Raw genomic sequence first — 20,185 nt, forward strand, 5'->3', positions numbered from 1 at the left:
CGCAGGCGCGGGCCGCGTCTCAGTACACAGGCGCGGACCCACAAGTCAAATCCTGCACGGTCTTTGTCCCTGCCCGCCAGCTTGCATCTGGCGCGCCAACAAGGTGCCGCAGATGGGTGGAATTGCATTTCAGCGCCCAAACACAGCGGATGCGGGCGATTTCGCGCAAAATCGCGGGGCGTTTGGCTTGACTTCCCGCCCTATCGCGGGTGTACCGACGCGCAAACCATCCATTCGAAGAGGCAATGACATGCACGCATACCGCAGCCATACCTGCGAAGGGCTGAACAAGGACCATGTGGGCCAGACGGTTCGGCTCTCTGGTTGGGTTCATCGCATCCGCGACCACGGCGGCGTGCTGTTCATCGACCTGCGCGACCATTACGGCATCACCCAGCTGATCTGCGACCCCGACAGCCCGGCCTTTGCCGAGGTCGAGAAAGTCCGCAGCGAATGGTGCATCCGCATCGATGGCGAGGTGAAGGCCCGTGACGAAAGCCTGATCAACCCGAAGCTGCCCACTGGCGAGATCGAGGTCTTTATCCGAGAGATCGAGGTTCTGGGCGCTGCCGAAGAGCTGCCGCTGATCGTTTTCGGAGATCAGGAATACCCTGAAGAAACCCGCCTGCGCTATCGCTATCTCGACCTGCGCCGCGAAGCGATGCAGCGCAACATGACCCTTCGCTCGGACGTGGTGCGCAGCCTGCGTCAGCAGATGTGGGACCGGAAGTTCCGCGAATACCAGACGCCGATCATCACCGCCTCCAGCCCCGAAGGCGCGCGTGACTTTCTGGTGCCGTCGCGTTTGCATCCGGGCAAGTTCTACGCGCTGCCGCAAGCACCACAGCAATTCAAGCAGCTGATCATGGTGTCGGGCTTCGACAAGTATTTCCAGATCGCGCCCTGCTTCCGCGACGAGGATCCGCGCGCAGACCGCTCGCCCACCGATTTCTATCAGTTGGACATGGAAATGTCCTTTGTCAGCCAGCAAGACGTGTTTGATACGATCAGCCCGGTGATCGCCGGCGTGTTCGAGGAATTTGGCGGTGGCCGCAAGGTCGATGCGGCTGCGGACTGGCCCCAGATCAGCTATCGTGACGCGGCGCTTTGGTACGGGTCGGACAAGCCGGACCTGCGCAACCCGATCAAGATGCAGGTCGTGTCCGAGCATTTCGCAGGCTCCGGCTTTGCGATCTTCGCCAAGCTGCTGGAACAGGACGGCACTCAGGTGCGCGCCATCCCTGCCCCAACGGGCGGCAGCCGTAAGTTCTGTGACCGGATGAACGCCTTTGCCCAGAAAGAGGGTCTGCCCGGCATGGGCTACATCTTCTGGCGCGAAAAGACGGCAGATGCCGTTGCACAGGAACAGGGCATCACGGTCAAGGAAGCGCAAGCCAAGCTGAAATCCGGCGAGATCGAAGGCGGCATGGAAGCCGCTGGACCTTTGGCGAAAAACATCGGCCCTGAGCGGACCGAGGCGATCCGCCAGCAATTGGGCCTTGGCATTGGCGACGCCGCGTTCTTCCTGGGCGGCAAGCCCAAAGCGTTTGAAACCGTCGCGGGCCGTGCGCGGAACGTCATCGGCGAGGAACTCGGCCTGACCGACAAGGACCGGTTTGCCTTTGCGTGGATCGTGGATTTCCCGATCTACGAAAAGGACGAAGAGACCGGCAAGATCGACTTTGAACACAACCCGTTTTCGATGCCGCAAGGCGGAATGGCCGCACTGGACGGCGACCCGCTGGATGTGCTGGGCTATCAATATGACCTTGCCTGCAACGGTTACGAACTGGTATCGGGCGCGATCCGGAACCACCGCCCCGAGATCATGTTCAAGGCGTTCGAGATCGCGGGCTACGGCAAGGATGAGGTCGAAAAACGCTTTGGCGGCATGGTCAATGCGTTCCGCTTTGGCGCGCCGCCCCATGGCGGCTGCGCGGCCGGCATCGACCGGATCGTGATGCTGCTGGCGGACGAGGCCAATATCCGCGAAGTCATCATGTTCCCGATGAACCAGCGCGCCGAAGACCTGATGATGAACGCCCCGTCGGAACCGACTTCGGACCAGTTGATGGAACTGTCGCTGCGCGTGATCCCGCAAGACACCTGACATCAGCACAGATGGGCAGCGGCACTGTTGTCAAACCACACGATTGCCAAGGTGGCGATGGTTTCGCTCATCTGGAGCGTGCCCCGGACTGGATCCGGGGCCTTTCGCCCAACCGCCACCACTTGAGCTGAGGACGAGGCCCCGGATCCAGTCCGGGGCGCGTTTCGCCTTGGGCGACCAAAAGCCCTGATCAATCCTCAAGCGCATCCGCGCGCTTTTCAGGGATCAGTTCGGCCTCTTGCGATTTGCGCTTGAGGAACCGTTCGCCGTAAGCGTCGTTTTCTTCTTCTCCGATCACTTGCCTAGCGCGTTTGAAAACGTCCTCTTCTTCCTCTTCCATGTGATGTTCGTAATCGTGTTTCAGCGTCTTGAACCGCGCCAGCCATCCGGTCGATGAGAAATCCATCTCGCGCAGTTCTTCCAGCATTTCGTCCATCTGTGCATGCTCGTGCACCGAGTGGCGTGCCGCGTCCTGACCCCAGGTCTGCTGCATCAATTTGGAATAGAACGTCTCTTCCTCCGCCGCCGAATGGGATTTGATCTCGCGGTAGAATGCGTCCCAGGCGGTCTTGCGTTCCTCGCTGGCACCTGACGTGTCTGCAATCCGGTCAAGAAGGTCGCGATGCAGGTTGTGATCTTCTTGGATGGCGTCGTAGATAGATGGCATGTCTTGTCCTCCGAATTCGATATGGCAGGCAAACGCAGCCCACCCGAAATTCGTTCCCGCACGGCTTCGGCGGCGGAGCGCCGACATTGCGATCAGGACAGATGTAATGTCGTTTTGCCGGTGCTATATTCACTTCAGGCTCAGCAACAACATGATGCAGGTTCCGTCTTGTCCTTCGATCCAGATCTGGCAGAAATTCGCTTTGGCTGCGGGCTATCGCCGGTGCTGGCCCCTGCAAAATCAACCAAAGCAATACTCGCCGCGCTTTCCGGCCCCGATAAGATGGCCGCCCGCTTTCCCATCGAATCGTTCGAGACCTTTCAGGGCCGGATGCTGGAGCGCGCACGCCAGTCCGCAATCCGTCGCAAGGATCGCGGATCGCCCGCATCCCGTGCGGCAACAAAGGCGATCCGACGCCTGAATCAGACCGCGCGGATCGACGCCGCCGGATGGTTTGGGCAAACATTGATGCGACGCACCTGGACCGAAAACGGATTGCGCGAAAGATTGGCGCATTTCTGGGGCGATCACTTTACGGCACGAGGCAAAACCGGCGTGCTGCGTCGCGCCACCTCTCCCTATATCGAGGATGCCATCCGCCCGCATCTGGCCGGCCGGTTTGAAGAGCTTTTGATCGCTGCGGTAAAGCATCCGTTGTTCTTGCATTACCTTGATCAGCAAAACTCTGTAGGGCCGAACAGCGCCGTGGCCACGCGGCGGAAAAAGAACACCGGGCTGAACGAAAACCTTGCCCGCGAGGTATTGGAACTGCACACGCTTGGCGTTGACGGGCCATATACACAACAAGATGTGCGCCAACTGGCAGAGCTTTTTACCGGGCTGACCTTTCAGATCCGCACCGGGTTCAAGTTCAACAAACATTTCGCCGAGCCCGGTGTAAAGACGGTGCTTGGCAAGGAATATGGCGGCGGTCCGGCGCGGCTTCGCGACATACACGCTGTCCTGCGCGACCTGGCCCGCCACCCCGCGACAGCCCGGCACCTGTGTTGGAAGCTTGCCGTGCATTTCGTATCCGACACCCCGACAGAGGCCTTGGTCGTTGCGATGACGCGACGCTACGATGAGAGTCGTGGAGATCTGATGCAGGTGTATGAAACGCTGCTCAATCACCCCGACGCCTGGATCCCGGCAGGCAACATCAAGCAACCGATTGATTTTGTCGGCTCCGCCTGCCGTGCGCTTGCCGTCGCGCCGGAGCTGATCGCGGAATTCGACGAACGCGCGCTTCAACTGAACATCATCCAACCGATGGGGCTGATGGGCCAGATCTGGGAACGCCCCGAAGGCCCCGATGGATGGCCAGAGGAAGACCGCCAATGGGTCACGCCCCAAGGCATTGCCGCACGCCTGCAATGGGCCGTGGCCGTGCCGCAAGTCTTGCAACCAGACCTGCCGGACCCACGCGATTTTGTGCGCACTGCACTTGGTGCGCGCAGCAGCGCGGCCACTGCCTTTGCCGCCAAGGCCGCCGAAAGCCGCGCGGATGGCATTGGCCTGATCCTCGCCTCCCCCGCATTTCAACGCCAATAAAGGCAGCACGATGTCGCAACGCCCCCTGACCCGCCGCGCCTTTCTGACACGCTCCGCAGCCCTTGGATGCTCGGTCGCGGCCAGTCCGCTGTTGACGCCGATGACCTTCGCCGCGGCCCCCGGTGACAACCGTCTGGTCGTGATCATCCTGCGCGGTGGCATGGACGGTATTGGCGTGGTGCGCCCCTATGGCGATCCGGCCTATCGCGCCTTGCGCGGACATCATCCCATGGTCTCGGACACCGGACCGGTCGATCTGGATGGGTTCTTTGCCATCCACCCCGCTCTCCGCCCTCTGATGCCTTTGTGGCATGCCGGGCAGCTGGGATTCGTGCACGCGGTCTCGACCCCCTATCGCGACAAGCGCAGCCATTTCGACGGGCAGGATCTGCTGGAGGCCGGAACACCCGATCTGTCACAGGGGTTGGCGCGCGATGGTTGGCTGAACCGGATGATGACAACCATGCCGGGGATCACCGCCCGGTCGGCCTTTGCCATCGGGCGCGACAACATGGCGATTCTGTCGGGCAAGACCCCGGTGTCCAACTGGTCGCCCGACAGTGATCTGCAACTCAGCCCGCAGGCCATGTTGCTGGCGGAAATGGTTATGGCCGAGGATCCTCTGTTTTCCGCGGCCCTGAAAGAGGCTTACGGTCTTGCCGGGTCGGACGGCGACCCGGTGCGCAGCCTTGCCAGCGAAAGCGAGATACTCGCCGAGATGCAGCAGAACATGCTGGCGGCGACGCGTGGAGGGACGGAAACCAAGATTGCCGAATTTGCAGCGCAACAGCTGCGCGGTGCCACCCGCATCGCGTCTTTTTCTTTGAACGGGTGGGACACCCATTCTCAACAATACAAGGGCCTGAACAAAGCGCTGGGGCGGTTGGCGCAGGTGATTCTGGAGTTGAAATCAGGACTGGGACCGGTCTGGGACAAAACGGCCGTTGTCGCGATGACAGAGTTCGGACGAACGGTCCGCCTCAACGGATCCAACGGCACGGATCACGGAACAGCAGGTGCCATGGTCATGGCGGGCGGCGCGATTCGGGGGGGGCGGGTGGTGACCGATTGGCCGGGACTGGAGGAAAGCGCGCTATACAAACGGCGGGACCTGATGCCCACCCGCGACGTGCGCGCACATGCCGGATGGCTGATGCGCGAGCTGTTCGGGACGTCGGTCCGTGACTTGGAAAGCACCATATTTCCGGGGCTGGAAATGGGAAACAACCCGCGTCTGGTGCTATGACCCTGCTCCATCAGGATCGTAGCAACGCCAATTCCCAGGTCGCGAAACCCTATGCAGTCAACCAGGTTGGGGCCATTTTATCATGGCAAGTCACATGGTTCTGCGCCAGAAATGCAGAATGTTCCTGATGTCACTTTTCATCGCAAAGGGTCTTGAATGAGCGATCCGTACAGTCGCCGCGAGACCGTCGAAGGCTGGTCGCCGCCCCCGCGCCCCGCGGTCGCGCCGATGAAGGGACGGTATTGCCTGCTCGAGCCGTTGCGCACGGACCGCCACGCAGCCGCGCTGTTTGATGCCTATCACGGGAATGATGCGGTCTGGGACTATCTGCCATACGGGCCATTTTCGTCCCTGGACCACTATGCAGAATGGTTGCGAAGTGTCGAAGGGCTGGACGACCCGGCCTTCTATGCGATCCACGACAATGACACGGGTCGCCGGGGCGGTGTCGCCGCCTATCTGCGGATCACCCCGCAAGCAGGCTCTATCGAAGTCGGACACATCAACCTTGCGCCTGCTCTGCAAGGCACCCGTGCCGGAACCGAGGCGATCTACCTGATGATGCGCCACGCGTTCGACACCGGGTATCGGCGCTTTGAATGGAAGTGTGACGCGCTGAATATGGGGTCGCGCCGCGCGGCGCAGCGGCTGGGTTTCAGCTATGAAGGCGTGTTCAGACAGGCCACTGTGGTCAAAGGCCACAACCGTGATACGGCATGGTTTGCCATGATCGACAAGGAGTGGCCAGCCTTGCAAGCCGCCTTTGACACCTGGCTGGACCCTGACAACTTCGGGTCCGACGGGCAGCAGAAAACACGGCTTGGCGATCTGACGAAACCCGTGCGTTTCGCGGATGATCCCGCATTGGTGCGCTGATCAGATCGCCACCCTTTCAGCCAGCCTTTCCTGTACCAAACCTGCAAGCGATGCCGCCAGCGACTGCACCGGCTGACCTTTTTCGCGTGAGGCGGCCAGAGCATCAGCCGCATCCAGAAGGGTGGAATCCCCGGCGCTGCGCGCGACACCGGACAGGAACTGCACGACATAGTCGATGCTGCGATCATCGCATGCATCGCTCAGCACGTCTGCGGCATGGGCCATATCGTCGCGATAGGCGACCGGATCCGGGACAATGATCTCGTCAGAAACCGTTCGCAGACCCGCCGGCCTGCGCTCGGCTGGAAGGTGAGCCAGTACTGCGGACTGAAACAGTGACACACCGCTAAGAGGCTTGGCCAGGAAACCGTCGGCACCGGCCGCGATTGCGACCGTCTCGGCGAAATCATCGCCGCTGATGGCCAGGATGACATCGACACGCGGCATCGCCCCCGCCATTTCGGCGATCAGATCGGCCCCGGAGCCGTCCGGCAACCCCATATCCACGATTGCCACCGAGGGACGGTAAACCTGAAGGTGCCGACGCGCGGATTTCAGACAATCGGCACGGCGCAAACGCGCCCCGCTACGCAGGCACATCAGGCGCATCGCCTCACACGCATAACGGCTGTCTTCGACCACCAGCACGGTCAGACCAAGCAGGGGCCGCGTGGCAGTGGGCAGTCGGCTCAGGTCAATCTTGTCCAGTTCATCCATGGCAACCTCCTATTCGGACCTCGGCACTCTGCCCTGAACAGCCCTAATGAGCGGTTAATGGACGCAGCCTGCTTGCGCGCAACCACCCGCCCCATGCATAAGCGACAAAACAACCACGGAGATTTCCCGATGATCGGTCGCCTGAATCACGTCGCCATTGCCGTCCCGGATCTGGACGCTGCCTGCGCTCAGTATCGTTCGGCGCTGGGTGCATCCGTTGGTGCCCCCCAGGACGAACCCGATCACGGCGTAACGGTCGTGTTCATCGAATTGCCCAACACCAAGATCGAACTGCTTTACCCTTTGGGGGACGACAGCCCGATCAACGGCTTTCTTGAAAAGAACCCCGCAGGCGGCATCCATCACATCTGCTACGAGGTCGATGACATTCTGGCCGCGCGTGACCACCTGAAGGCCACAGGTGCCCGCGTGCTGGGCTCTGGTGAGCCCAAGATCGGCGCGCATGGCAAGCCGGTGCTGTTCCTGCACCCCAAGGATTTCAACGGCTGTCTGGTCGAATTGGAACAGGTCTGACAACCAGGAGCATCGTCAAATGTCCATTGTTTCTGCTGTCGTTCTTTTCGCGGTGATCTGGTTTCTGTGCTTCCTGATCATCATTCCGCTTCGCTTGCAAACCCAGGGCGATGTGAACAAGATCGTGCCCGGCACACATGCAAGTGCGCCAGAGCATCACGGGCTGAAAAAGAAGGCCCTGATCACCACGGGGATCTCCGCGGTCTTGTGGGCCATTATCGCTGGCGTCATCCTGTCTGGGTGGATCACCGTGCGTGATCTGGACATGTTCAACCGGATGGCACCCGAGACTGAAGTTCATGAAACAGATGGGTAAAGGTGGCAGCACCCAAAATCGGGATCAACAGGTTCACCAACGGCACCGATAGCGGCACTGCCATCAGCACGCCGGCCAGCCAGATCGTCGCCATGTGACGCCTGCGCAGACGTTTCGCCTCGGCCCGGCCTACCCGCCGCATCGCCGCAAGCGTGAAGTATTCCCGCCCCAACAGAAACCCGTTCACACCCCAGAAAATAAACGGCCACGCGGGCAGAAAGATCAGCCCCAGTATAAGCGCCATAATATTGGCGAGGATCAGCACCCCGAGAAAATTGACCGTGTCGCGCAGGGCGTCCCCGAAAGGCACTGGGGCTGCGGGAGGCAAATCGGGATAGTGCCGGTCCTCCACCGCCTGCGCCACATCGTCAAGAAACATCGAGGTGATGGCAGAGGCAACCGGCACCATCAGAAAAACCGACAGAACCATCATCAGGCCAATCGCCGCCCAACTGGCGAAATCATCCAATGCGGTGATCTCGCGGCCGAACAGCGTCACGCCGTCGGGGATGATTGCGTCGAGCAGCCACAAGAAACCGGCCGTGGCCCCTATCAGCAATGCGATTGTCAGCCCGATCCCCAGCACCAGAACCTTGCGAAACCGCATATCTCCGATCTGGGCGACAGCCGCCAGAAACGACGACAGGATCATTCTGAAACCCAGCTCGTGATGTCGTCCAGCACCGGCCGCGGACGTTCAGGCGGGGCCGTCGTCTCTGTCCCGATATGGATGTATCCGGCGATACGTTCATGCGATGTCAGGCCAAGCGCCTCTTCCATGAATATTCGATCATGCGCGACCCAGCCAGACAGCCAGTTTGCCCCCCAGCCGGTCGCCAGAGCCGCGTTCAAAAGCGCAAGACACACCGCTCCGGCGGAATAGGTCTGCTCCAGCAACGGCACCTTCTCGGCTTTGCGTTCTACCTGCACGACCGCGACACAAAGCGGACTGTCGGAAAACTGCGACCGCCCCTTGTCAATCTTGCTTTCCTCCAGTCCCAGGCTTTTGCCCCGCCGTTCGGCCGCAGTGGCCAGACGTTGCAACGCCGCCCCCTGAAGGACGATGAACCGCCACGGTTCCAGCTTGCCATGATCGGGCGTCCGCGCCGCTGCGGTCAGGATTTTCTCCAACGCCTGCGTGTCGGGTGCCGGGCCTGTCAGGGTCTTGGCGGGACGCGACCGCCGGCTCAATAGAAATTCCATCGCAGAGGGGTTGGGCGCGGGCATGGGCGGTCTCCTGTTATGACTGCCCCTATGTCTGCCGGGAACCGAAAGGTTTCAAGGGTTTTCAAATGGTTTTAATCAGGTACCCTCCGGAGATCATCATCGGATACCCCCATCAACAGCCGAAAGCTATGCGCGTTTTTGTGGTGCGGTATGATTTACAGCCATATATATCGTGCTCTGCTCCCCAAGGTTGGACCGTTTGAAACTGGAATTTTCCGGCTGTTTCACGATGACGGGCCGGTGACGTCACCAGGATAGCGCATGGGCGTTGTTCCGCAAATCAGGTTCGGGATCGAAAACTTGCCACAACTCATCGAAATGGACCGTGGGCACGCGCGCTGACCTCGTCGCGGCCTACGCCGGATGCGTGCGACCTTCCAATCGGTTGGCCAAGCCAAAATTTTGCTTTGAAGTGACGTTGATTAGCAAGTAGTAGATTATCGCGGACTGTTTTACAGACTGCTTTCAGCGGCTCCGTAGCTCAACTGGATAGAGCAGGAATAACCCCCTACCACCTACCACGTTTTCTTAAGTCACTGATTTATATGTATATATCAGGTAGTATGAATGCCATATTGGCACTTATTCGTCCGTGGGTTGGTTGACATCAAGTGGAACTTGCATAGAAGATCATCAAGTGCGCCCATGTAATTCAACTGGATAGAATATCCGACTTCTAAGCGGAGGGTCTGAGGAGGAAAAGAGGAGCGCAAACAGCCGGTTAGGTTTTCCGGGGCGCGTTGCGAACCGTTTTCCGAACCGTTATCACGGCGTCACGGCCCCGTAGCTCAACTGGATAGAGCAAGCGCCTTCTAAGCGCTAGGTTCCGGGTTCAAGTCCTGGCGGGGTCGCCAACTCCTTTCTTCACTGCCGAGGGGGCATATGAGTGCGCAAAACGCGGCTTTTCATGCAAATCCGTGTCAAGAGTATTCCTGCGAGATCGCGGGAATTCGCGTAGTGGTATGATATCCATATATCTTTTTGAGGTTTCGCTATTTTAGCATTTTCCGCTCGGCCACGCCGAGCTTTCGCATCCAGGATCGCTGGATAGGAGCTACCAAAACGCCCTGACCGCCTCTGCCCGTAAGAAGACTTGGCCGAAGTCCTGGCCACCAGGGGCGAAGGGAGCGACTTCGGAAGCCTCAAGCAGGCTCCTTAAAGTATTGCGATGTTGCCCCGTCTCCCTGGAAAGTGTGGTTAGCGTCACGAAGCGCCCATGAAAGGATGCGATATCTTCAGCCGATAGCCGGTACTGCTGGCGTCCAGTCTTGGGGCTCGTTTCTTGAAAAACCGGAGTATGACCCGCTTCGATCAAGGAGATGAAGTTCCCGTGATTTCGTAGCCCGATGTATCGGCCGAATTCTGCGGCGCTCATCACCCCGCGCGGCTCTGTTTTGACGACAGTTTCATCTTGGAGCTGCGCTGCGAGAAGGCGATCTATTTCGGATTTTTTGACAACCAGTCCATGGAGGCCGCGCACCGCGGCTCGCTTCCCGAGAGTCAGTTGGTTGTCGTGAATGGCATCGATCTGGTCCCGCAAGCTCACCCGGGTCCGTTTGCGGGCGAGCAGGAGTGTTTCCCAATCTGGGTCATGATCTGCAACTGGCTTTGCCCTCTCGCAAAGGCCCGCGACAAAATCAACTCCGTCGGAAATTCGCCACGGGTTTTTGACCCTGGCGACCTGGGTACGCGGAATCAGGAGACCTTCCTTTTCGAAGGCTTCCAATTCCTTTTTTGTCGCGCCGATGGACTTGCGCAGGGCGATCGGCCCGACGAGAGTCGGAATTTCGCTAAGGAGATCGGCGTATTTTCTGGCATCAAACAAGCGGCGACGAGGGGGCCTGTCATCATCGAGGGAAATCGCGCCCGCCTCGACCAGGAAGTGCGCGATGGCTCCGTGTACGATGCCTGCTTCTTGTGATGCTGTGGTTAGCGAGTACAGTCGCCGCTCTTCAACGACCTCCCCCAGAAGTTTCTTCCCGGCGGCAACAGGCCAGTGATCGAGGATTACATCCCGCAACAAATGCCTGTAGGAGGCGAACTCTTCAACTGCAACGTACTCACCATTGAGACGAGAGAACAACAATCCGTAAGCTTTGTTGGGCTCGCCATCGCAGTTGCGACCAATTTTTGCCAAGGATTCCCGCACGGCATTCTCGCCCAATTTGGTGATCTCGAAGCCCGCTGCGCTATCCGCGCCGGGAGGCAGGCCTTCCTCGGCGCCCTCATCTTGAAGAATGGCCTGCCCCATTAGGCGGCAGAAGGTCGTCGCGGCGAACAGGGGATGGCCCGAGAACCACGTCTCGTCCCGGCCATCCTGAAGGCGACCATCAAGCCAGATATCATACGGCGTGGGTTCCACTAACGTCAGGTCATACTTCCCCGCGAGGATGCTGTCTTTAACCTCGGAGAGGCGCGCTGCGATGTCATATCGTTCTCTCGGGCGATCGGATGACCAGAGCTTTACCAGGGGGTGGTTGTGCCGAAGGCAGATATTGGCTTCGCGCATCTGCCAGTCGCCACGCATTACCATGGCGGCGGTCGACGGACCGTCCTTTTGCATGGTGTCTTCTCGCAGGCAGACTGGGCACCCTCGCATGACCGGATTGCGAAGCGCACGCGATACGAAGACCTCGCCACGGAACGTCATACGTACGTTACCCGTCCGAACACCGGTCCAAGAAAGCATTTCCTCCAATTGCCCCGGCTCAAGGTCAGCCCATGCCGCAAGGGCTTCGAACGCTTCGGGCCCTTGCTCGAGAAACCGTTTGAACGAGGTGCCCATATCGTTGGCAACCTCGATGACATCTGTGTCCCACGTGGCAGCGAGGCGAGAAAGATAAGAGAATACAGTCTCGCGCGGCGCCGGCGGAGGGTTGGATACTGGTAGGTGTGTCAGATTTCGAGTGGTATGTTCGGTCACATCTGGACTGGCCTGCCTTGCTGCGTTCGGAATTTTTCTGTTTGAAATTGATACCAGCCGCAGGCCCCACCGCATAGGCTTTCAGATGCGCGAAAATGGCGATGATCCGTACAATGAGCTCGCAATCATTCTGTCTTGACCTCATCGGAATCTATGGGACGCAAAACAGCTAATTTCCCATGCAGGAATGAGGGGGGGTGACCGTCGACCACCGACTTGAGGCGGTCAACGGCTCTTTGTCAGTTGGTCGCCCGCGACGCCTTGACGGCCGCTTCGATCCGTCCATAGGCGCGCAGGGCATCGTGTTTAGAGTGATGACCGAAGCAGGACGGGTGGGCATATGTATCGGTGCCCGTATCTTCGATCCTGTAACCGAGAGCGAGGAAGGCTTCGTGTGCCGCCTCGGTCAACCGCGCGGGATAGCTTGGAGAGGCCACAACGGTCAAGTCAGCAAACTTCCGACCGATTTGCGTGTAATGCCGGTCGATCCATATGCGAACACGAGATAGGCTGTGCTTCTCGATGAGCCATAGCGTCACGTCGCAGATTTCTTGCTCCATCCCGAATTCATCGGGATAGACGCTCAGGCGGCGTGCCCGTGCCACCTGAAGGCCACAGCTTACCCCGGTTTCAGGCGACATGGCGGCACCGTGCGAGAAGCTCGCTGACGCGCGCGCCATGCCACCGCGTCATGTCGGCGGCCGACAGGCACCGCTCATGACCGATCCGATCGAGCGATGACAGTGGCTGTTCGGCCAGGATGCGGTGGATGTCCCGCAGTGCGGACTCGACGGCTTCGACATCCGGGATCGGCTGCCCGTATGCCGCATGCAGATCGCAGAGCGCCGCGAAGCCGCTCGGGTCATCGAGGGCATCGAGCAGGTCGCAGAGACTTGCGCCGTGGCGGCGCAGGTATTGCTCCACCAAGTAGGCAGTGTTGAAACGCGCCTCGTCAATGTCGAGGGTGGTGGTGTTAAGCATGATGATCTCCCTTTTCATGCGGTATCGGTTTGCCTGATTCATCGGCGTCATGTTCCGCGTATCGTGATAGACGGGTTTCGCCTCGCATCGCCGAAGATGACCTACGGCGATGCGGGACTGGGCTCCGGGCTTTAGATTGTATGCTCGTCCGCCACCGCGGCGAGTCCGGCTGAATGCAATGCCTGGTGGAGACCGTCCGCGAGCAGACAGATCTCCGGCACGATGGGATCGTCAGGCGCGATAGTCGCAAGCCGACCTTCAGCCTCCCAGTCATCGCCCGGCGCGTGATCGAGGAACAAGATTCTGCGCAGCTCAAGCAGCAGGCGTTGCACGCGCCGCGTCATCCGTCCGGGCTGGTCGACGCCGTCGCGTATGGCATTGACCAGACGTGCGCCTCGCCGCCCCGCCAGTAGAACCGCAGCATGGCCAAGGGCTTCGTCGTGCCCGGCGAGAAACGCCCGCAGCGCCAATTCGCCGAGCGACATGACACGGCTTTCTGCGCCGTGATCGAATTTTGTGTGAAACATGAGGGATCCTTTGGCTATTTGGTCCCGGGCTTCGTCCCAGGGGTCAGGTCGGATCGGATGTCCATGTTCATTGTCGGCGCACCGTCAGGGCGCCTTCTGAGAAGGCGAGAGATTGGCGCGGGTAGTCTGGCGCAATTCCTTTCGTCGAGCTTGGGGGCTGTTTGTGCCGTCAGATGCAAGTGACATTGGCCGAAGACCTTGAAGGCGAAGCCATTTCCATAAAATTTCCTGAGAAAGATATCCTCGCAGAAGTGCGGGGCCGTTGAATGTCACTGAGTACTCACCCAACCCCCGCAAAAATGGGGGGCCAACTTTCTGGGCCGAGGCTGTGTGAAAACTCGCCCTTGGACTACGACTTCCGGAACGACGTTCTCGTCAGGCCGAGAAGCCGCGCGATCGTTCCGCATGTCGATGACATTGGCTCTCCTATCAGAAATCTGTTCCCGTCTGATGCGGAAAATCTGAGTTTTCACACAGCCTCGGCCGCGGTTGCAGCAGTGGTTGACTATTAGATTTTGAAACGATATCAAATGTCGTGTCGAAATTAAAAATAGTGGGGACAGTATGATTTCGGGTGTCAACGGTACCAACCTCGTACTGGAAGCCATGGTTAAGGCGCGGATCGAGAAAGGGATGATCAATCGAGCAAGCATAGTAAAAGGTGAACACGGCTACACCGTTCAGTTCTATGGGCCTGCTGCTGAGTGGAATGGAGAACCTATTGTCCTTTGTAGCGCGAGGAATCCCTACGAGCCTCGACAATTCAAAAGCTTAGATGGGGCGGCCTCCCAAGTTTCAAAAATTGGTTTTGATGATATTTCTATAACCGCAGTTTCATCGAAAACCTGAAAACTATTCTGGAGCGCTCGAGGCCTCCTCATCCTGGCCGCATGCACAAAGATCTTAGGATGAAATTCCGCTTCACGGGGCTGGGCGGCTCAAGATGAAGGTCTCTGCAGCTTTGAGACCAGGCAAATGCAGTCGCAACGTCGTTCCATCCCGGAGAAGTTGCTCAGGGTGCAGAGCTCAAACCGGTCATGCGGCGGCACAGCAGCGGAACACGCGTGGTCGCCCCCAAGCGCGACATCACTCCCGGCCCTTTGCTGCCTTTCAGCCTTCGCCTCAGGTTCTACATTTGTATCCCGCTCTGAAAACATTGGCTTTCGTGATAGCCTCCCCTATCCCCTGCCGAAGACTAACGAGGTATCCAGATGGTACGTGAACCCAACCTTGTCATATCCAGCGCCTCGCAGCGCATCGTAGAGGGTGAGGTTCCATTCAAGGTGGATATCTACAAACTCGAAAACGGGGACGGCTGGACGCTGGAAGTTGTGACCGAAGACGGCACATCCATTGTTTGGGACGATCTCTTCGACGATGATCGGGCAGCGTTCGACGTGGCGCTCAATACCATCCGCAGAGAAGGTGCCGTGGCGTTCGCCAACGGTGGATCGAACGTCATCCCGTTCAAACAGTAAGTGACGGCCTGAAGCTGCCGTCCAAGTCACATGAATTTGTGTCTGCTTAGAGCCCTCTTGTTGTTGTGTCATAGATCATGAATTATCGGAAAAGTTGAAGTTGGTTGACGAACTGCAATCAACGCAATTTTTTCAGCAGGCGCCCATGCACTTAAAACACGTTGAGATATCAAACTTTCGCAAGCTCCTATCTGTCCGTATCGATTTTGCTGAGCAAACTACTTTGTTTGTTGGTGCCAACAACAGTGGCAAGACATCTGCGATGCAGGCACTGCGACGCTTCCTTTCGGCTCGGAACCAAACCTTTTCCACCCACGACATAACTTTGAGCCATTGGGGCGAGATCAACAATCTGGGGCAGGCTTGGCTGGACTGTCGGGACGGGGCTACGAAGCCTAACCTGTCAATGGGTTTGTGGGCGACGTTCCTGCCGACTCTCGATTTATGGCTGGAAGTCTTGCCGAAGGAACTGCATCTGGTCAGTAAACTTCTGCCAACCCTCGATTGGTCCGGTGGTCTTCTCGGGGTCAGGCTACGCTTGGAGCCCAAAGATACAGAGCATTTATTTAAGGAGTTTGTCGAGGCGATCGGTTCCACCGAGGCATTGTCGAGCGCCATCGCTGAAAAGGATGGTGAAAGCGGCCCACCTGAGAAACTTACGCTTTGGCCCAGCAATATGATGGATTTCTTGTCTCGAAAGCTCGATACCCACTTTCGAGTTCGAGCATATTGTCTCGACCCTGAAAAGTTAACTGAACCCCAGAAGGCGATAGCACAACCACAGGCTCTTTCTGAAGATTCTCTGCCTGTTGAAGGAGACCCTCTTGCGGGGCTTATCCGCGTGAACGAGATCAATGCCCAGCGGGGCTTCGGAGATAGTCAATCCACAGTTTCAGAAGATGACGCCGGAGCTCCTTCCGGAAGCCATCGCCTATCCGATCAATTGCGTGCCTACTACAAAAAACATCTTGATCCGTCCGATCGACCGGGAGTCGACGACCTGGGCGCTCTTCAGGCAATTGAGTATGCTCAGAAGGCATTCGACGAAAGACTTGCAGAAAGTTTCAAAGCCGCCTTTTCTGAAGTGAAAGGAATTGGCTATCCTGGCGTCACCGACCCCAAACCCCACGTGGCAACCAAGCTCCGTACGGTCGATGGTCTTAATCATCAGGCGGCGGTCTCATTCCAAGTCGATATGATTGACTCTGACGAGACCGTTCCGATCATCCGGCTTCCTGAGGACAACAATGGCTTAGGTTATCAGAATCTTATCTCAATGATATTCAGGCTAATGAGCTTCCGCGACGCATGGATGAGGGTCGGGAAGGCCTCCAAGACGACAGAAGACGTAGAGTTCGAGCCGCTTCATCTCGTACTCGTTGAAGAGCCTGAGGCTCACCTCCATGCCCAAGTACAGCAAGTATTTATAAAGAAGGCATACGAGGTTCTGAGGGGGCATCCGGATCTGGGAGAGAAGGTCGGATTGCGAACCCAGTTGGTTGTCAGCACACATTCGAGCCATGTGGCCCATGAAACTCCCTATGCATGTTTGCGGTACTTCCGGCGGCTGCCCGCAGGAATGGACAAGGTCGCCGTTCCGGTTTCGTCGGTGGTAAATCTGACGCGGGCCTTTGGCGAGGAGACTGAGACCTCCCGATTTGTAACCCGATACATCCGAGCGCAACATGCTGATCTGTTCTTCGCAGATGCTGCGATACTTGTGGAGGGTTCAGCAGAGCGGATGATGCTGCCGAACTTCATCAAGAAGGATTTTGAACGCCTCAACCAAGGCTACATTACCATTCTTGAAGTCGGTGGCAGCCATGCACACAAACTCAAGAACCTAATGGATACGTTAGGGCTGACTACACTGGTGATCACAGACCTCGACGCCCAAGAAGAATACACGGTCCACGACGCTAAAAAGGGAAAAGATGTCACGAAACGCAGGGCGACCCAGCCCAAGATCGGGAATGGACAGCTCACCAATAACGATACATTGAAAGTCTGGTGCCCGCAAGAATCCACCGTGGACGCGCTATTGGATGCGTCCTTGAGCAAGGTCATACCGCACGATGCCCTCTACGCTGTTCGGGTAGCCTATCAGACGCCGGTTAAGGTCTGCTGGCTGCCCCACGGCCACTTCGAGCAAACGGCTTTGCCATACACTTTCGAGGACGCGTTGGTTTTCGAGAACTTAGAGTTCTTCTCAACGTTGGACGGCATCGGCTTGGTGAAGAAATTTAGGAACGGCATCGCGGACTCCAACAATGTTTCAGAAATCGCCAAAGACCTATTCGATGCGCTGAGAGAAGGCACCAAGGCTGAATTCGCGTTGCATGTCTTGGGCGCTGAAGGTTTCGAAAAGCTAAAGACTCCTGATTACATCGCCGAAGGCCTGCGCTGGCTGGAGGAACAGCTGACGAAAAAACAGGTCGAGTTCCTCTCATCCGCGGGAGTTCCATCAGAATGAGCCAAATGGAGACAGCGGATGCTGATTTTGATGACGAGGCCGACCGTATTATTCGGGATAGCCTCAATTTGGACAAGCCTGTTAGCTTCTTTCTGTATGCGGGCGCGGGGTCGGGCAAAACGAGATCCCTCGTGGGGGCCATTGCGCACGTTCTGGCGTCTTCGGGAAGGCGACTATTGCTCTCCAGACAGAAAATCGGCGTCATCACCTATACCAATGCTGCTTGCGATGAGATCCGGCACAGGCTCGAGTATGATCCCAGAGTCGACGTATCCACCATCCATGCGTTCGCCTGGTCTCTTATAGATGGGCGTACCGAGGACATTCGCGCATGGGTGCGGCAATCTCTCGAGATATCCATCGCTGAATTGAAAGAACAGATCGACAAAACCAAGAATACCAAGACTCAAGCCTATCAGGATCGTGTTAGATCCCATGAAACCAAAACCCGCAGATTGGAAGGCATCGCATCGGTTAAGAAGTTTATTTACAGCCCAAATGGCGACAATCGCAGTAGGGATTCGCTTAACCATTCCGAGGTCATCGCTATCGTCGCTCAGTACCTTGTCGAAAAGCCAGCCCTGCAGCAGCTTTTAATCTCCCGGTACCCCATCCTCTTGGTCGACGAGAGCCAAGACACCAACAAGGGGCTGATGGAGGCGCTGCTCACAGTTCAAGCGGCCAGATCCGGGGAATTTAGCTTGGGCTTGGTCGGGGATACGATGCAACGAATTTATCTCGATGGCAAATCCGATCTGGGCACCGGTATGCAAGGGTGGGCGCTCCCACGCAAGTTGATGAATCACCGTTCTGACTTGCGCATTATCGAGTTAATCAATCGTGTGCGCGCAGATGCAGACGGTAATGCCCAGGTCGGTCGCACAGGCAAGGATGAGGGATTTGTGCGCCTTTTCGCCTTTGGCAACGATGTCGACAAACAGGAAGCCGAAAGTAAGGTTGCAGCTAAGATGGCTGAAATTACAGGCGACGAGGCATGGGAGGCAGATGGGCGGCAGTTCAAGACGTTGACGCTGGAACATCACATGGCTGCCGCCCGCTTCGGCTTTGACGCAATGTTTGAGCCGCTCTACGCTTCAAAGCGGCTTCAAACCGGTCTACTGGACGGATCTTCTGCGCCGCTTCGTTTTTTCAGTAAGCAGATCCTTCCGACTGTCAAAGCTCTGCTCGCGGAAGACAGATTTGCTGCCACGTCCGTCATTCGGGAGTTTTCCCCGCTGCTCGCCAGTATGAACCTCAAAAATGCGGGCGAGGATCAGATTGAGGCCTTGAGAGAAGCGCAAAAGGCTTGTGAAGAACTGCATTTGATCTTTCAAGATGAGAAAGTCCCTTCATTTTTGGAAGTTCTCGAAGTCGTTGCCAAGTCAGGTCTCTTCGCGGTGCCGGATGCATTGACACCATTCATCCGCTCAGACGTTTCCGAACTTGAATTGGATACCAGTGCTTCTAAGGACGAATTGGACGGCCAAGCCGACAATAATCAGGCTTGGCGCAGCATGCTTTCGACGCCATTCTGGCAAATCGAGGCTTATGATGAGTATGTGAGTGGCCTATCTCCATTTGGCACCCACCAAGGGGTAAAAGGGCTCGAATTTCCACGCGTGATGGTGGTGATAAGCGATGAAGAAGCGCGAGGTTTTCTGTTCAGTTACGACAAGCTATTTGGCCTGAAACCACCCAGTGCCAATGATTTGAAGCGGGAAGCTGAGGGCGAAGATACAGCAGTCGCTCGTACGCGGCGACTATTTTACGTTACCTGTAGTCGAGCGGAAAAAAGCTTGGCAATTGTTTGTTATACTAACGACCCTGACGCACTGGCCTCTTCAGTGGTAGATCGGGGCTGGTTTGACGAGAGCGAAGTGTTGAGATTGCGCTGAAAATTCGGGGGGCATTTAGCTGGTTGCGCGGTTCGAGACCCCTACAGTTGGCAATACAATCGTTCGCGCTCGATACTCGAAGATGCGAAGCTCTAAGCGGTGGACAGAATAGCCATATATTGGTTGCTTTCTCGTGCCATAAAGGTGAACTATTCACCGAATGACCGCAGCGCCGAGGCGGGTTTCCCCGCCTGCCACCCAAGCTGCTCAGAGGCTGAGGGCTGTCTACTTGATACAATCTCAGAATCGCCCCTTGTTCCACTTGTGAATCGGCGTGCGAAATTGACCCACTTGGGTGGGTTATGAGCGAGTAAAATTGACCCACCTGTTTTCGTTAGCATCCGCACAGAAAGTGCGGAGGAAGAGCAGGTGTTATTGATGGAAAGTGTATCGAAGATCCGTCTGTGGGTGCTGGTTGAAGGGCGCAGTATCCGGTCTGTTGCTCGGGCGACGGGATTATCGCGCAATACGATCAAGAAGTATCTGAAGGATGAGAGCCCGCCGAGCTACCAGCGCCAGGCCCCGCCGGTTCGGCACAAACTGTGCAACGGGTTTGATCTTCGGCTTCAGGACCTGTTCGATCAGGACCAGAAGCGACCACGCCGGGAGCGGCGAACGGCCGTGAGGCTTTATGAGCAGCTTGTGTCGGAAGGGTATACCGGTT

The 20,185-nt window shown here is 57.5% G+C and carries 19 protein-coding genes and 1 tRNA gene; 12 read left to right on the plus strand and 8 right to left on the minus strand.

What is annotated here, in order from left to right:
- Window positions 1-250: 250 nt before the first annotated feature.
- Window positions 251-2,110, plus strand: a complete 1,860-nt coding sequence (aspS, locus tag DMZ65_RS13010) for an aspartate--tRNA ligase (RefSeq protein ID WP_116599341.1) — start codon at window positions 251-253, stop codon at window positions 2,108-2,110.
- Window positions 2,111-2,300: 190 nt separating this feature from the next.
- Here aspS and DMZ65_RS13015 read toward each other — a convergent pair whose 3' ends face one another.
- Entirely contained in the window at window positions 2,301-2,777 is a 477-nt protein-coding gene (locus DMZ65_RS13015; RefSeq protein WP_116599315.1) for a hemerythrin domain-containing protein, read from the minus strand.
- A 168-nt stretch (window positions 2,778-2,945) separates the two neighbouring features.
- Here DMZ65_RS13015 and DMZ65_RS13020 point away from each other — a divergent pair, with 168 nt between their 5' ends.
- The 3 genes from DMZ65_RS13020 to DMZ65_RS13030 all read left to right on the plus strand — a co-directional run bounded on the left by DMZ65_RS13020 (window position 2,946) and on the right by DMZ65_RS13030 (window position 6,450).
- Window positions 2,946-4,328, plus strand: coding sequence for a DUF1800 domain-containing protein (locus DMZ65_RS13020; protein ID WP_116599342.1), 1,383 nt, complete (start codon window positions 2,946-2,948; stop codon window positions 4,326-4,328).
- A 10-nt stretch (window positions 4,329-4,338) separates the two neighbouring features.
- Entirely contained in the window at window positions 4,339-5,574 is a 1,236-nt protein-coding gene (locus DMZ65_RS13025) for a DUF1501 domain-containing protein (protein WP_116599316.1), read from the plus strand.
- A 156-nt stretch (window positions 5,575-5,730) separates the two neighbouring features.
- Complete coding sequence (locus tag DMZ65_RS13030; protein WP_116599317.1) at window positions 5,731-6,450, plus strand: GNAT family N-acetyltransferase; 720 nt, start codon at window positions 5,731-5,733, stop codon at window positions 6,448-6,450.
- Here the strand turns inward: DMZ65_RS13030 and DMZ65_RS13035 are convergent, their stop codons facing one another.
- Window positions 6,451-7,167 (minus strand): response regulator, encoded by a 717-nt coding sequence (locus tag DMZ65_RS13035; RefSeq protein ID WP_116599318.1) that lies wholly within the window; start codon window positions 7,165-7,167, stop codon window positions 6,451-6,453. It lies immediately after the preceding gene.
- A gap of 129 nt (window positions 7,168-7,296) precedes the next feature.
- Here DMZ65_RS13035 and mce point away from each other — a divergent pair, with 129 nt between their 5' ends.
- Entirely contained in the window at window positions 7,297-7,701 is a 405-nt protein-coding gene (mce, locus tag DMZ65_RS13040) for a methylmalonyl-CoA epimerase (protein ID WP_116599319.1), read from the plus strand.
- Between the two features lie 19 nt (window positions 7,702-7,720).
- On the plus strand, window positions 7,721-8,017 hold the full coding sequence (locus DMZ65_RS13045) for a DUF1467 family protein (protein ID WP_116599320.1): 297 nt from the start codon (window positions 7,721-7,723) through the stop codon (window positions 8,015-8,017).
- On the opposite strand, the gene DMZ65_RS13050 is transcribed toward DMZ65_RS13045, so the two are convergent.
- Window positions 7,971-8,669, minus strand: a complete 699-nt coding sequence (locus tag DMZ65_RS13050) for an EI24 domain-containing protein (RefSeq protein ID WP_116599321.1) — start codon at window positions 8,667-8,669, stop codon at window positions 7,971-7,973. The genes DMZ65_RS13045 and DMZ65_RS13050 overlap by 47 nt on opposite strands.
- Entirely contained in the window at window positions 8,666-9,244 is a 579-nt protein-coding gene (locus DMZ65_RS13055; RefSeq protein WP_116599322.1) for a nitroreductase family protein, read from the minus strand. Before DMZ65_RS13055 ends, DMZ65_RS13050 begins: the two co-directional genes overlap by 4 nt.
- Window positions 9,245-10,021: 777 nt before the next feature.
- Here DMZ65_RS13055 and DMZ65_RS13060 point away from each other — a divergent pair.
- Window positions 10,022-10,098: transfer RNA gene (locus DMZ65_RS13060), tRNA-Arg, on the plus strand.
- A 200-nt stretch (window positions 10,099-10,298) separates the two neighbouring features.
- On the opposite strand, the gene DMZ65_RS13065 is transcribed toward DMZ65_RS13060, so the two are convergent.
- From DMZ65_RS13065 to DMZ65_RS13080, 4 genes are all read right to left on the minus strand, one after another.
- Complete coding sequence (locus DMZ65_RS13065) at window positions 10,299-12,242, minus strand: TniQ family protein (protein WP_116599323.1); 1,944 nt, start codon at window positions 12,240-12,242, stop codon at window positions 10,299-10,301.
- A gap of 164 nt (window positions 12,243-12,406) precedes the next feature.
- Entirely contained in the window at window positions 12,407-12,808 is a 402-nt protein-coding gene (locus DMZ65_RS13070; RefSeq protein ID WP_116599324.1) for a hypothetical protein, read from the minus strand.
- Window positions 12,798-13,148 carry a hypothetical protein gene (locus tag DMZ65_RS13075; protein WP_157960624.1) on the minus strand — a complete coding sequence of 117 codons (351 nt, stop codon included), beginning with the start codon at window positions 13,146-13,148 and terminating at the stop codon, window positions 12,798-12,800. Before DMZ65_RS13075 ends, DMZ65_RS13070 begins: the two co-directional genes overlap by 11 nt.
- A gap of 131 nt (window positions 13,149-13,279) precedes the next feature.
- Complete coding sequence (locus DMZ65_RS13080; RefSeq protein ID WP_116599326.1) at window positions 13,280-13,675, minus strand: hypothetical protein; 396 nt, start codon at window positions 13,673-13,675, stop codon at window positions 13,280-13,282.
- Between the two features lie 564 nt (window positions 13,676-14,239).
- On the opposite strand from DMZ65_RS13080, the gene DMZ65_RS13085 reads away from it, so the two are divergent.
- The 5 genes from DMZ65_RS13085 to DMZ65_RS19885 all read left to right on the plus strand — a co-directional run.
- Window positions 14,240-14,524, plus strand: a complete 285-nt coding sequence (locus DMZ65_RS13085) for a hypothetical protein (protein ID WP_198662696.1) — start codon at window positions 14,240-14,242, stop codon at window positions 14,522-14,524.
- 362 nt (window positions 14,525-14,886) lie between these two features.
- Window positions 14,887-15,153, plus strand: a complete 267-nt coding sequence (locus DMZ65_RS13090; protein ID WP_116599327.1) for a hypothetical protein — start codon at window positions 14,887-14,889, stop codon at window positions 15,151-15,153.
- Window positions 15,154-15,253: 100 nt separating this feature from the next.
- The gene (locus DMZ65_RS13095) at window positions 15,254-17,626 is read left to right on the plus strand and encodes an ATP-dependent nuclease (protein ID WP_198662697.1); all 2,373 of its coding nucleotides are present in this window, start codon (window positions 15,254-15,256) and stop codon (window positions 17,624-17,626) included.
- Window positions 17,623-19,521, plus strand: a complete 1,899-nt coding sequence (locus tag DMZ65_RS13100; protein ID WP_198662698.1) for a UvrD-helicase domain-containing protein — start codon at window positions 17,623-17,625, stop codon at window positions 19,519-19,521. Before DMZ65_RS13095 ends, DMZ65_RS13100 begins: the two co-directional genes overlap by 4 nt.
- 378 nt (window positions 19,522-19,899) lie before the next feature.
- The coding region (locus DMZ65_RS19885) for a helix-turn-helix domain-containing protein (RefSeq protein WP_332871573.1) at window positions 19,900-20,185 on the plus strand (286 nt) is incomplete at its 3' end.

The sequence above is a fragment of the Primorskyibacter marinus genome, from assembly GCF_003313245.1.
GTDB lineage: Bacteria > Pseudomonadota > Alphaproteobacteria > Rhodobacterales > Rhodobacteraceae > Primorskyibacter > Primorskyibacter marinus.